11 protein-coding genes are annotated in these 13403 nt (G+C 70.2%); 7 read left to right on the top strand and 4 right to left on the bottom strand.

Annotated elements, in window-relative coordinates:
• Positions 1-55: 55 nt before the first annotated feature.
• On the bottom strand, positions 56-2059 hold the full coding sequence (locus HMPREF9058_RS08410) for an alpha-amylase family protein (protein ID WP_009406929.1): 2004 nt from the start codon (positions 2057-2059) through the stop codon (positions 56-58).
• Positions 2060-2563: 504 nt separating this feature from the next.
• Positions 2564-3019, bottom strand: a complete 456-nt coding sequence (locus HMPREF9058_RS08405) for a helix-turn-helix domain-containing protein (protein ID WP_009406922.1) — start codon at positions 3017-3019, stop codon at positions 2564-2566.
• A gap of 236 nt (positions 3020-3255) precedes the next feature.
• Here HMPREF9058_RS08405 and HMPREF9058_RS08400 point away from each other — a divergent pair, with 236 nt between their 5' ends.
• The 5 genes from HMPREF9058_RS08400 to HMPREF9058_RS08380 all read left to right on the top strand — a co-directional run bounded on the left by HMPREF9058_RS08400 (position 3256) and on the right by HMPREF9058_RS08380 (position 7209).
• Entirely contained in the window at positions 3256-3867 is a 612-nt protein-coding gene (locus HMPREF9058_RS08400; protein ID WP_009406833.1) for an NAD(P)-dependent oxidoreductase, read from the top strand.
• A 96-nt stretch (positions 3868-3963) separates the two neighbouring features.
• Positions 3964-4770: a bifunctional hydroxymethylpyrimidine kinase/phosphomethylpyrimidine kinase gene (gene thiD, locus HMPREF9058_RS08395; protein WP_009406925.1), complete on the top strand. Its 807-nt coding sequence runs from the start codon at positions 3964-3966 to the stop codon at positions 4768-4770.
• Between the two features lie 314 nt (positions 4771-5084).
• Positions 5085-5435 (top strand): PadR family transcriptional regulator, encoded by a 351-nt coding sequence (locus tag HMPREF9058_RS08390; RefSeq protein ID WP_009406840.1) that lies wholly within the window; start codon positions 5085-5087, stop codon positions 5433-5435.
• Entirely contained in the window at positions 5432-6421 is a 990-nt protein-coding gene (locus HMPREF9058_RS08385; RefSeq protein ID WP_009406906.1) for an ATP-binding cassette domain-containing protein, read from the top strand. The genes HMPREF9058_RS08390 and HMPREF9058_RS08385 overlap by 4 nt, the downstream gene beginning before the upstream one ends.
• Complete coding sequence (locus tag HMPREF9058_RS08380; RefSeq protein WP_009406860.1) at positions 6418-7209, top strand: hypothetical protein; 792 nt, start codon at positions 6418-6420, stop codon at positions 7207-7209. Before HMPREF9058_RS08385 ends, HMPREF9058_RS08380 begins: the two co-directional genes overlap by 4 nt.
• Here HMPREF9058_RS08380 and dnaB read toward each other — a convergent pair.
• Entirely contained in the window at positions 7200-8624 is a 1425-nt protein-coding gene (gene dnaB / locus HMPREF9058_RS08375; protein ID WP_009406849.1) for a replicative DNA helicase, read from the bottom strand. The two genes, HMPREF9058_RS08380 and dnaB, sit on opposite strands and share 10 nt — an antisense overlap.
• Before the next feature lie 793 nt (positions 8625-9417).
• On the opposite strand from dnaB, the gene HMPREF9058_RS08370 reads away from it, so the two are divergent.
• A complete protein-coding gene (locus HMPREF9058_RS08370; RefSeq protein ID WP_009406739.1) occupies positions 9418-10836 on the top strand; it encodes an MATE family efflux transporter in 1419 nt (472 codons plus the stop codon).
• A 984-nt stretch (positions 10837-11820) separates the two neighbouring features.
• The gene (locus HMPREF9058_RS08365) at positions 11821-12753 is read left to right on the top strand and encodes a hypothetical protein (RefSeq protein ID WP_009406713.1); all 933 of its coding nucleotides are present in this window, start codon (positions 11821-11823) and stop codon (positions 12751-12753) included.
• Positions 12754-12944: 191 nt separating this feature from the next.
• Here the strand turns inward: HMPREF9058_RS08365 and rplI are convergent, their stop codons facing one another.
• Positions 12945-13400: a 50S ribosomal protein L9 gene (rplI, locus tag HMPREF9058_RS08360; protein ID WP_003788450.1), complete on the bottom strand. Its 456-nt coding sequence runs from the start codon at positions 13398-13400 to the stop codon at positions 12945-12947.
• Positions 13401-13403 lie beyond the last annotated feature (3 nt).

The raw sequence follows: 13403 nt of genomic DNA, 5'->3' as shown, positions 1-13403 counted from the left end.
AATGATGCATGCCCGCCGCCCGGGGCCCAACTCCGTGCCGGGACCTTGGTCCGTCTCAGTCCGTGGGGCGCACCAGCCACCAGGCGGCGTAGGGCGGCACGGGCACGCGCCCCTCCCCCGCCCCGTCCAGCGTGGTGGAGCCGAAGGGGACCGTGTCGGTCAGGACGTCGGTGGCTCCCATGACCCCGAGCCGGGCGAGCTGGTCGGCGGCCACCGAGCGCCACTGCGGCGTCACGTTGTACACGCCCACGAAGCTGCCCCGAGGGTGGTCGCGGTAGGTCACCAGCACCCCGGGATCGTCGACGTCCTGGACCTGGGTGCGCACAACGGCGTCGAGCTGGGGCAGGCCGGCGCGCACCTGCGCCATGTGCGCCAGGTCGGTGAAGACGCGCCCCTCGACGGTGGAGCGGTCGCGGCGGTTGGCCAGCCGGCCCTCGTCGAGTCGGGGGCGACCGGCCCAGCGCGAGTCGGCCTCGTGGCCCGGCTCGGTGTCCCAGTTGGGGTCGTTGGGCTGGGCGAGCTCGTCCCCGCTCCACAGGACGGGGATGCCGCCCCAGCCGTAGACGATGGCGTGGGCCATGCGCAGGGCGTGGATCCGCTCCTCGCGCCAGGTCCACAGCGCCTCGGCCTTGTGCTCGGGGGTCTCGTCGGTGACGCCCTCCCAGGCCTCGGTGGCGGCCTCGATCCCGATGAGTGAGGCGGCCGTCCCGGCGATGCGCCGGTCCCCGGTGGCCGGGTTGTGCTGGAAGACCAGGCCCGCGGCGTCGGAGGTGGGGTACTCGCCGCTGTACCAGTCGGACAGGAAGGACCGGTGGTCGTAGCCGCTCAGGCCCACGGCGGCCGCGTCGTCGTCGTCGATGGCCCAGCCGATGTCGTCGTGGCAGCGCAGGTAGGTGATCCAGGTGGCGGTGGAGGGCTCGACCGGCAGATTCTGGAGGGCCTCGACGGCCAGCGTCGTGTCGCGCGCGGCGAGCATGGACCAGATCTGGACCATGAGGGAGTTGTGGTAGGCCAGGTCGGAGACCTTGCCGGTGTACTTGCCCTGGCCCAGGTACTGGAGGAGCTCGGTGGGGGCGACGATCGCCTCGGCCTTGAGGTCGACGGCGGGGCAGGCGATGCGGGTCAGGGCGCGCAGGACCTCGGCGATGGCGTGGACCTCGGGCTGGCCCTGGCAGTCGGTGCCCTTGCGCTTGATGGTGAAGGCGATGGCGTCCAGGCGCAGCACCTCGACGCCGCGGTTGGCCAGGTTCAGGACGATGCCGGCGAACTCGGCCATGACGTGGGGGTTGCGCCAGTTGAGGTCCCACTGGAAGGAGTTGAAGGTGGTCCACACCCAGCCGCCCACGCCGTCGTCCCAGGTGAAGTTGCCGGGGGCGAAGTCGGGGAAGACCTCTGGCAGGCTGCGCTCGTAGGCGTCGGGCTCCGTGCGGTCGGGGAAGATGAGGAAGTAGTCGCGGTAGCGCTGCTCGCCGGCGCGGGCCCGCACCGCCCACTCGTGCTCGGCGGCCACGTGGTTGAGGACGAGGTCCACCACGAGGGAGATGCCCTCGGCGCGCAGCTCGCCGGCCAGGTGCTCGAGGTCCTCCATGGTGCCCAGGTCCGGGCGCACGGTGCGGTAGTCGGCGACCGCGTAGCCGCCGTCGGAGTCACCGGGGCGCGGGGTGAGCAGGGGCATGAGGTGGAGGTAGGTGACGCCCAGCTCGCGCAGGTAGTCGATGCGGTCCTCCACGCCGCGCAGGGTGCCGGCGAAGCGCTCGGTGTAGGCGGCGTAGCCGACGCGGCCCGGGTGCTGGGCCCAGGCGGGGTCGAGGGTGCGGGCCAGGTCCAGGCGGCGCAGCTCGTAGTCGCGCTCCGCGTAGGCCCGGGCGGCCAGGGCCAGTAGGTTGAGTGCCTCCTCCTCGGCGGCGTCGCCGTAGAGGGTGGTGAGCCCGTCGAGGAGGTCGGGGTACCAGGCCTCGGCGCGCGTGAGGAAGATGTCCCGCTCCACGGCCTCAAGCGGGTCCAGGACGTGGAAGACGATGTCGTCGAGGGATGGCGGGAGGGACGTGGCGGCGCTCATAGATCTATGGTCCCCGATTCGGCGGCGACGCGGTACTGATTTCCTCATCGTCCCGTCGGCCGGGGAGACCATCGGCGAGGCGACGGCACGGTCGGGTGCGCGATCGGCCGCACAGTCGGCCCCCCGCCGGGCACCAACAGGCGCCGCCGGGCGCGGTCGGGTGCGGCCCCACATCCTGAGCCCACAGCGCGGTCAGTCACGCAGTCGGCCGCACATTCGACCCCGACGGGCACCAACAACCAACAGCAGGCTCCGCCCCACCTTCTGTCCCCACGGCGTCGGCCACCTGAACTCGCGGGCCCACCACCGACGGGGACATCGCACGCGGCCGGGGGCGCGTCATTCCGTGCGGGGGCATTCGACGCCGTCGGGGACCGGATTCCTGTCCCCGGACGCGCGACACGTCCCCGGCTGACCGGGAAGGCACCCGACCGCGCAGGATGTCCCCGGCCGCAGAAACAGCCGCGGAAACAAGCGCGCTCACGTCCCGAGTGCGCCGGAGTGTCAGGATTCGACGGCGTCGTAGGACTCGCGGTGGGCCAGGATCTGGGCGGAGTGGGTGTGGATCCAGGTGCGCAGCGCGTCGATGGGGGCCTGGAGGCTGCGGCCCAGGTCGGTCAGCTCGTAGTCGACCCGTGGTGGCACACCCGGCAGCTGGGTGCGCGTCACCAGGCCGTCGCGCTCCATGGATCGCAGCGTCTGGGTGAGGACTTTGGGCGTCACCCCGCCGACGCGAGCACGCAGCTCCCCGAAGCGGCTCGGCCCGTCGGCCAGGACCGTGACCACCAGCGGGGTCCAGCGGTCGACGACGTGGCGCAGCACCGTGCGCGACGGGCAGGCGGGCGAGAGGATGTCGAAGTCGAAGACCGGCGCCTGAGTTCCCTCCGCGGCTGGAACCTCGCAGCATGGGGCGCTCTCCCGAGGAACAGTGTCTCCTGACTCGCCTGACGGCAGTTCCATCGCGCCCTCCACACTCGAGGTGTCGATGCCGCGAGCGGTGACGGCACTCCTCGCACTGCTAACGCCACCTTGTGCCGCCTTCCGCCTCTCAGCCATCAGCCCCTCAGCTCGTGACACAACACACTCCCTTAGTTACTTTGAGGTACTCAGTATCTAAAGCATACCATCGAGTCATCGCGAGGCCGCCGTCACCCGACGCACTCGCCTCAAACCAGCACCCCTACCTGGAGGAAGTCATGAAGCTCGCCGTCATCGGAGGAACCGGCATGGTCGGCTCGGCCACCGTCACCGAGGCCGCCGGCCGCGGCCACGAGGTCGTCTCCGCCTCGCGCTCGGGCCGTCACGCGGAGGGAGCCGCGCAGGACGTCACCCTCACCCTGGCAGACACGCAGGCCGTCGTCGACCTCGTCAACGGCTCCGACGCCACCGTCATCACCGTCTCCGCCGGCCGCGGAGAGCCCGCCCAGCCCGTCATTGACGCCCACCGCGCCCTCATCGCGGCTGCCCCCACCGGCCGGCTCATCGTCGTCGGCGGCGCCGGCTCCCTGCTCACCCCCGACGGCACCCGCCTGGTGGACACCCCCGGGTTCCCCGAGGAGTACAAGCCCGAGGCCCTCGCCTTCACCGAGGTCCTCGACCTCTACCGCGAGGCCGGCAGCGCCCTGACCTGGACCCTGCTCTCCCCCGCCCCGGAGTTCACCGACAAGCCGCGCACCGGCACCTACACCGAGGGCGGCGACCAGCCCGCGGGCAGTGAGATCTCCGTGGCCGACTTCGCCGTCGCCCTGGTGGACGAAGCCGAGAAGGACGCGCACCGCGGCCACCGCTGGACCATCGCCAACGCCTGAGCCCACAGCCGCTGACAGCACGCCCGCCGAGCCGGGCCGGTTCCATGCGACCGGCCCGGCTTGGCTCGTGCGCCCCGGCCGGTGCAGGCTTGACCCATGACTGCCATCGCCCTGACCATCGCCGGCTCCGAGGCCTCGGGCGGCGCCGGCGCCCAGACCGACCTCAAGACCTTCCACACCCTCGGCGTCTTCGGCTGCACGGCTCTGACCTGCATCGTCTCCATGGACCCCAAGGACGGTTGGAACCACCGCTTCGTCCCCGTGGACCCCGGCGTCATCGCCGACCAGATCGAGACCTGCGCCGCCGTCCACTCGCGCGTCGACGCCGTCAAGATCGGCATGTTGGGGACGGCGCCCACCATCGACGTCGTTGAGCAGGCCCTGGAGACCTACGACTTCCCCACCGTGGTGCTCGACCCGGTCCTCATCTGCAAGGGCCAGGAGTTCGGGGGCGCCCTCGAGGTAGATAACTCCCTGCGCACCAAGATCCTGCCGCGCGCCACGATGACCACCCCGAACCTCTTCGAGGCCGCCACGCTGGCGGGCATGGAGGAGATCACCTCCGTCGAGCAGCTCAAGGACGCCGCCAAGCGCATCCACGACCAGGGCGTCCCCAATGTCCTGGCCAAGGCCGGCCCGTCGCTGGGCACCGGCACCGCGCTGGACGTCTTCTACGACGGCACCACCCTGGAGGTCCTCGAGGTTGAGGCCGTGGGCACCGAGCGCGTCCACGGCGCCGGCTGCACCCTGGCCGCCGCGGTGACCGCCGAGCTCGCCAAGGGCGCCTCCCCGCTTGAGGCCGCCGTCACCGCCAAGGAGGTCGTCTCCTCCTCCATCCGGCACGGCCTGCGCGGCAACATGCCCTTCCTCTACGTCTACCAGGGTGAGTACCGGCAGGACTGAGCCGCACCACTGAGGCGCCCCTCGGTTCCTCATCGATCTTCCCGCTTCACCATCCGCCGCCGACGGTTGTCAGCCCGTCGGCGGCGGATGTGCGTCTTCTACGCCCATTTCTGTCACTCCTGGCGACTTTTCAAGCGGCCAGCTACGGCCGCCAACCCATCCGCACCGGCCTGACCTGTACAGATGCCCCTGGCCCACCAGCGCGACACAACACCGACCCACCTAAAAGTCGCCATCCGTGACACATCGACCCCTGATAACCGGCACACCAATCCAGTAGATAGACAACCTAGTAACTAGGTAGTCTATAAACCATGGACTCTTCAGCGTCGCGCCTCCTGCGCGGATTCCTGGAACCCTGCCTGCTCTCGCTGCTGGCCGAGCACGCCGACTACGGGCTGTCCCTGGCACAGCGGCTCGCCGCCGGCGGCCTGGACGAGGTACCCGGCGGCACGCTCTACCCGGCTCTCATGCGCCTGGAGAAGCGCGGTCTCGTCGCGGTCTCTTGGCGCCCCTCCACCTCCGGGCCCGCCCGCAAGTACTACGAGCTGACGGACGCCGGACACACCGAGCTCGTCGCACGACGGGCCGAGTGGCGAACCTTCTCCACGGCGGTCGGCGCTCTCATCGAAGGCCGGAAGGTGCACACGGAGGCCCCCTCATGAGCCGGCCCGAGGAGACCAAGGACCCGGCGGTGGACACGACGGCCGAGTGGTACCGAAGCTTCGCCGTGGAGCTCGCCTCCCGCGGTCTGCCGTCCTCCGAGGTCGAGCGCACGGCCGCCTCAACCCGGGCGGAGGCCGAGGCGGCCGGGGTTCCGCCCGGCGACCTGTACGGACCTGCAGTCCTCTACGCCCGGGAGGTCGCCTCTGCACTGCGGGACTACCAGGCCGACGCACCCACCCCAGCCCCGCACAGCTCGTTACCCCACGCCACTGCTGACCTCAGCACCACCGACCTCACCACCGCATCTGCCAAGACTCTGCCCGCAACCCCCGTGGTCCTGCGCCTGACGGACGTCTCCGCACGCCGCGGCAGGCGCACAGTCCTGTCCGGGGTCAACCTCACCATCCACCGGGGCGAGGTCGTCGCCGTCGTCGGGGCCAACGGCGCCGGCAAGTCGACCCTGCTTCAGCTCTGCGCGGGCCTGCTGCGCGCAAGCGGTGGGAGCATCGAGAGGACGCCGAACTTCGGCTACGCGCCTCAGCTCGACTCCCTGGCGCCGCTGCTGACGGTCGACGAGCACCTCCGGCTCTTCGGGGCGGCACGCGGGATCCGGCAAGGCCGCTCCATCTCGACCGGCCGCCGTCTCCTCACCCGCCTGGGCTGGACCGCCCGCGGAGACCAGCCCGCCGGGACGCTCTCGGGCGGGACCCAGCAGAAGCTCAACGTCGCTCTCGCCCAGCTCGACGCGCCCGACCTGCTCCTCCTGGATGAGCCCTACCAAGGCCTTGACGCTCTGGCCTACGAGGATCTGTGGGCCCTCATCTCGGCCTGGCGCACCTCGGGCGCGGGCGTCCTGCTGGTCACCCACCTGCTGCGCGACGTCGACCTGGTCGACCGGGTCGTCGAGCTGCCGGCCCCGCAGGAGGACGCAAGCCGGACTGTCCTCCGAATGCCCCGGCGGGTACAGCGAAAGGAGTCGGCATGAGCACCTCGCCTGACCAGTCCAAACCGGAGTCCGAGTGGGGCCGCACCGAGGGCACCCGGTTCCGGCCGATGGCTGCGACCACGGGCCTGGTCGCGCTCGTCACCCTGCGGGAGCTCGCCCGACGGCGCGGCGCCCTCGCGCTGGCGACCCTCCTGCCGCTGACCTTCTACCTGGTGCGCCTGGAGACGCACTGGACCGCGATCCGGCTCCTGTCGATCGGTCTGGGCTGGGCGACGGCGACTCTGGCGCTGTTCACACAGGTCTCGTCCCGCTCAGTGGACCGCCGCCTCGCCGTGAGCGGGGCTCGGCCCGCAAGCCTGCTGCTGGGCCGGTACCTCGCGGTGCTCGGGCTCGGCTGGATCCTCGGCCTCCTCTACAGCGGCCTCGTCCTGGCCACAATCGGCGACGAGCTCACCCACCCCGGCGCAGTACCGGTCATGCTGCTGCTGACCGCGACTGTCGCCACTCCCCTGGGTTCCCTGGCCGCCGCCCTGGTTCCACGGGACCTCGAAGGCGCGCTCCTGCTGCTGTCAGTCATGGCGGTGCAGGTACTGGTGGATCCTTCCGAGGGCTGGACCCGAGTGCTGCCGCTGTGGTCGACCCGGGAGCTCGCGAGCGTCGTCGTAGAGAACCTGGGGCCCGAGACCGCCGACTACCTTCACCGCGGGCTGGCGCACGGCGTCGCCATGACCGTCCTGCTGACCACGGCGAGCTGGGCCGTGGGCGTCCTGCGGCTGCGCACGGTCCGCCTCCCGGCCCCGTCCCCTGCCGGGCCGGCCTACTCGTAGGCGGGCTCGGGGGTGACGTCGCGCGCCATGTTGGCGAAGCGCGAGACGTGCCCCTGGAAGGCCACGGGGATGGTGCGGGTCTGCCCGTTACGGTGCTTGGCCACGATGATGTCGGCCTCGCCGGGGCGCTCCTCGTTGTTGTAGTACTCCGGACGGTGCAGCAGCACGATGATGTCCGCATCCTGCTCCAGTGACCCGGACTCGCGCAGGTCGCTCATCTGGGGCTTGTTGCCGGTGCGCTGCTCGGGACCGCGGTTGAGCTGGGCGACGGCGATCACCGGGATCTCCAGCTCCTTGGCAAGCAGCTTGAGGGAGCGGGAGAACTCGGAGACCTCCTGCTGACGCGACTCGACACGCTTGCCCGAGCTCATGAGCTGGAGGTAGTCGATGACCATGAGCCCCAGGTTGTGCTGCTGCTTCATGCGCAGCGCCTTGGAGCGGATCTCCGGCATGGTGAGGTTGGGCGAGTCGTCGATGAACAGCGGCGCGTTGGAAACGGGGTTGTAGGCCACGGCGACGTCGGTCCAGTCGCGGTCCTCCATCTGGCGCGAGCCGCGCAGCTTGTTCATGTCCACGCTGGACTCGGCGGCCAGGATGCGCATCATGAGCTCCATGCGCCCCATCTCCAGGGAGAAGTAGCAGCTGGTGATCCCGTGGTGGATCGACGCCGAGCGGCAGAAGTCCACGGCGAGTGTGGACTTCCCCATGGCGGGGCGCGCCGCCACGATAATCATCTGGCCGGGGTGGAGCCCGCCGGTGAGCTCATCGAGCTCGATGAAGCCGGTCGGCACCCCGGTCAGCGCCCCGTTGTCGCGGTTCTGGGCGGCCTCGATCTCCAGGTTGGCCTCGCCCAGCAGCTCGGAGACGGCGACGTAGTCCTCCTTCTCCCCCTCGTGGTGAGCCACCGAGTAGACCTCGGCCTCGGCCAGCGTGACGAGCTCGGCGATGTCGCCGGCGTCGGTGGAGTATCCGAGCTGGGTGATGCGGGTGCCGGCCTGGACCAGGCCGCGCATGAGCGCCTTGTCCTTGACGATGCGGGCGTAATAACCGGCGTTGGCGGCGGTGGGGACAGTGGCCATGAGGGTGGCCAGGTAGGGGGCGCCGCCGATGCGCTCGAGCTCGCCGCGCTTGGAGAGCTCGTCGGCGACGATGAGCGGGTCGGCGGGCTCGGAGCGGTTGTAGACCTCGACGATCGCGTCGAAGATCGACTCGTGAGCCGAGCGGTAGAACTCCGGGCCGCGCAGGACATCGATGACGTCGGTGATGGCCTCCTTGCTCAGGAGCATGCCGCCGAGCGTGGCCATCTCGGCCTCGAGGTCCTGGGGCGGGAGGCGGTCGAAGGCGGAGCTGTCGGTGCGGACGCTTCCGCCGTCGGCGCCGCCCGAGCCGGCCTGAGCGCCCATGCCGTTGTCCATCGGCCACCTCCCGCACTGTCACGCCGGTTGGTCCCGGCTCGTCCTACTGCTCCCGACGACGGCCCGCGGCGTCAGGAAGACGCTCGCCCGCGTGGAGCGCGCGCGTGACGATAACGCCATCGGGCAGGCCCCGCAAACTCTCAAGTTCACCGGCCTTGGGGATATCGGCACGACCGCTGTGGGAAGACCCCCAGAGCCTGGGGACAGAGGTGGGCAGGCTGTGGACACAGATGTGCGCACTGGCGGCAACTCCCCCGCAGGAAGGCGACTTTTCCTTGGTATACCAGGAATCCTAGAGTTCAGGCTTCCTATAGGTTCTTCCCACGACATCACAATGTGATCTGTGGACAAGTGGGTAAACCTGTGGACAAACATCATCTTCGACTTGAGGTCCGCACCGTTTGTGACTCCCCTACAGGGTGGTCCGTTCCAGTTATCCCCAACCCCCGCCATCTCGGCCGAACATCGGCTTCATCAGGCATATCCTCAGCAAATATTCAGCCTTCTAGTACTTTCCTGGAGCTCGAATAGTTGTGTGATCCCCCAGGACAATCCCGGCGATCCGTAGCCTCGGTCACGCCCAGGCTCCACCGCCACGACCTCACCTCAACCTCATCCTCAACCTGGCCGTGAGGACCTCCCCGGCCAGTCTCCCTCCGTGCTCGGAGCCGGCACCCGGCCCTACCCTCGAGCGCTCCGCGGTGGCGGCCACGCGCTCCTCACTGCGCGGTACCGCCCGGGGACCGCCGAGGCGCTGATCCTCCGGCGTGGACCCCTGGTCCACAATGGGGCCGTGCCCAACACCAGTCACCCCGACTCCTCCGGCCTCAACCGTCAGGTCCTGTCCCTGGCCGTCCCCGCTCTGGGAGCTCTCATCGCTGAGCCGCTCTTCGTTCTGGCGGACTCGGCCATGGTCGGCCACCTCGGCGCGGTGAGCCTGGCGGGCCTATCCCTGGCCTCGACGATCCTGACGACGACGGTGGGCCTGTTCGTCTTCCTGGCCTACGCCACCACAGCGACGACGGCGCGGCTGTTCGGGGCCGGCCGGCGCACCGAGGGCCTGCGGGCCGGCGTCGACGGCATGTGGCTGGCGCTCCTGCTGGGGCTGGGTGCGGGCGCCTTCCTGGGCCTGACCGCCCCCTGGCTGACCGCTGCGATGGGCGCCGACGGCGCGGTGGCTCAGGCGGCCGTGTCCTACCTGCGCGCCTCGTGCCCGGGACTGCCCGGGATGTTCGTTGTCCTGGCTGCCACCGGCGTGCTGCGCGGCCTGCTGGACACGCGCACGCCCTTCGTCGTGGCCACGGCCGGGGCGGTCTTCAACGTCGTCGTCAACGCGATCCTGCTCTACGGCGTCGGGATGGGGATCGCGGGCTCGGGTGCCGGCACCGCGATCGCGCAGACGGCCATGGCGCTGGCGCTGGCCGGTCCGATCGCCCGGGCTGCCCGGGTGGCCGGCGTGGGTCTGCTCCCCCACCGCCAGGGCCTGCGGGCCTCCCTGGGCAGTGGGACGCCCCTGCTCATCCGTTCACTGAGCCTGCGAGCGGCGATCCTGGTGACCGTGTGGGCGGCGACCGCGCTCGGGGAGGTGTCGCTGGCCGCCCACCAGGTGGTCAACGCCCTGTGGACCTTCGCGGCCTTCGCGCTGGATGCGCTGGCCGTGGCGGCGCAGGCCCTCATCGGCACCGCCCTGGGCCAGGCCCAGAGGGCGGACGCGGACTCGGCCGCACCGGAGGCTGAGGCCCTCACCGAGGAGGAGGCGGGGGCTGCTGCGGCGACCGACGGCTGGTCCATTGACGAGCTCCTGAAGCGGATGCTGGCCTGGGGCGCCGGGACGGGGGCCCTTATCGGCGTACTCATGGCGGCGGGCGCCGCCTGGCTGCCCCGCGCCTTCACCGCCGACGCAGGCGTCATCGCGGCCGCGACTCCAACGCTCCTGGTCGCGGCGAGCGCGCAGCCACTCGCCGGGGTCGTCTTCCTGCTCGACGGCGTGCTCATGGGCGCCGGCGACGGCCGCTACCTGGCCCGGGCGGGTCTGGTGACGCTGGTGCCCTATGTGCCGCTCGCGCTGCTCATCGGGGGCGGCGTGCTGCCAGGGGCTGGCGGGGCGACGTCGGGCCTGGTGCTGCTGTGGATCGCCTTCGCGTGGGTCTTCATGGCCGCCCGCGGCGCCACTACCTATCTGCGCTCGCGCGGCACCGCCTGGCGCCACTGACCTCCCCCTCGCCGCCCGGCCCCTCCGGCCCCTCGCCCCGCGCGGTCGTGCCTTATGCCCCGAGGTCGAGGGTTAAGGCTACTGTGTTGTCTCATGACTTCTGAGAGTTTCGGATGTCATGACATCTGAGACACCGGTTGGGTGCGTCTGCCGGATGGGGAGAGCTGCTGCTTCAGTCTGCTGGAGGGGCTGACCCGGTCACTGTGGCGGCTGCCGGCCTTGTCTGGATGCACTGCACGAGGGTGGGGTGCTACTGGAGGAGGGTTGGGGGTACTGCGGGTGGGTGGGGCCTTCGTGCAGTACGCACAACCCCTGGCCAGTGGATCCCGACCCTCGTGGAGTAGACCGACTTGCGCCGACTCGGGGCGAGACTCAAAGCGGAACCTGCGTCCAACCATGACCACTGGGACCCTGCGTAGACGGCGGGCAAGGGAGCGGTGCAGGAGGACCCGTGACGGAAGCGCTGGGCTCTGCCACAAGAACCCCTGACTCACTCCTGCGCGGCCTGGTGTCCACAGTGCTGACATTAACGGGCCCGGCATCAATGTTCCCAGCGGGGATCGTTGAAATCCTGCGGTTCTTTTTCGGCGTGCGGCGCCGAAGCGGGGTTGATGTCAGCACCATGGACACCCACACCCCGTCATGCCTCGCCCCTAAGCCACCCTCGCCTCCAGGGCTACCAGCCTGCCCCGGGTTCCCGCCTGAGTGAGTGTCTCAGATGTCATGACACCCAAATGTCTCAGAAGTGAGGAGACAGCACAGAGGGTTAAGGGTACGACCTCGCGACCTACCCTACGATCCGGGCAGCCAGCACGAGGCCGTCACCCCGTGGCCACAGTGCTGTCCGTTCCCTGCTGCATCCACAGGGCTCCGACACTGCAGTAGCCACCTCATCCACCCGCCCATCACGCTTGCCGTATGGAGCCCTATCCCGAACCACCTCAACTGCCTCCCGTTGTCGCGTCCGCCGGCCCACCGGCCGCCATGCGCAACCCCGTCAGGCTCCTTCGTGGTGTCTATGGGGATATCGGCGCTCAGGACCTGCCCCGTTGGGAGGCCGGCGCGCGTCTCAGTCTGGCTCGTTGCGCGGCCGCCTGCCTTCAGGTCACGTCCGCGCGCTGCCTGAGCCACGAGTCGGCCGCACTCGTTCATGGTCTGTGGTTGCGGGAACGTGAGCCGGACGTCAGCGTCGTCGTCCCCTCAAGTCCGCACCATCCCCACCAGAAGCTCCCCCTCCCGCCGGGAGCACAACGCCTCGCCTACCTGCGACGACGACACCTGACGCTGCCGCAGAAGGACATCACCACCGTCTCGGGCCTGCCTGTGAGCACCTTGGGACGGACCGCGGTTGACTGCGTCTTCGACCTTCCCGCCCACGACTCGGTGTGCGTGGTCGAGTCGGCGCTCCGCGCTATCGCCCGTCCATCGCGATACCAGTACTCCCAGTCGAGCCGCCGAGTCGAGGCTGCCCGGCATCAGCTCCAAGCCACCATTGCGGCGCAGGGCCCGCGTGCCGGGGCGCGGCGCGCACGTGCCGTCATCGCCATGGCCTCGGCCTTCACCGAATCACCGGGCGAGTCGCTGCTGCACTGGTTGGTGCGCGCTCTGGGCCTGCCGGCTCCGCGCATTCAGATGGCGATCACGGACGTCCACCACTCCCGCCTCTACTTCCCCGATGAGGCCTGGCCGGAGTACCGGGTAGTGGCGGAGTTCGACGGGCGGATCAAGTACAGGGACCCGGAGGACCTGTGGCAGGAGAAGCAGCGCCAGGACGCCCTGACTCGCATGGGCTGGCGCATCGAGCGCTTCATCTGGGCGGACTTCACGCACCTCGACGTGCTGCGCGCCCGGCTCCTGACTCTCTTCCCCGCCACCGTCGCCCGAAGCGCGCGTCCCGTAGCAGACCTGTGGAGATGATCGCCGGCTCCCGACCGCGCTGTCGTGCCTTATGCCTCGAAGTCGAGGGTTAAGGGTACGACGTCGCGACCTACCCTACGATCCGGCCAGCCAGCACGGCCCTGTACGACCCAGCACGACCCACGACAACGCCGTCGGGCCGGAGTCCCCACGGGGAGGACCCGGCCCGACGGCGGAAGGATGCCCGGCGCTCAGCGCGCGGGGACGACGTTGACCTCGAGGGGGGCCACGACGTCGGCGTGCAGGCGCACGGAGGCGCTGTGACGGCCGGTCGACTTGATCGGCGGCACGACCTGGATCTTGCGGCGGTCGACGGCGGGGCCGCCGGCGGCCTTGACGGCGTCAGCCAGGGTCGCGGTGGTGATGGCGCCGAAGAGGCGGCCGTTGTCACCGGCGGTGGCGGAGACGGTCACGACGTTCTCCTGCAGCCAGGCGCGAGCGGTCTGGGCGTGCTCGAGAGACTCGATGGAGCGCTTGCGGCGCGCCTCGGCCATCTGGTCGATCTGGCGCTGGGCGCCCTTGGTCCACGGGGTGGCCAGCTTGCGGGGCAGGAGGTAGTTACGGGCGTAGCCGTCCTTGACCTCCACGACCTCGCCGGCGGAGCCGAGGTGGGAGACGTCATGCGTGAGGATGAGCTTGGTGGTCATTGC

Origin of the sequence: Actinomyces sp. oral taxon 175 str. F0384, assembly GCF_000223355.1 — a bacterium.
In the GTDB taxonomy this organism is placed as follows: domain Bacteria; phylum Actinomycetota; class Actinomycetes; order Actinomycetales; family Actinomycetaceae; genus Actinomyces; species Actinomyces oris.
This window is presented reverse-complemented; position numbering and strand designations above follow the sequence as displayed.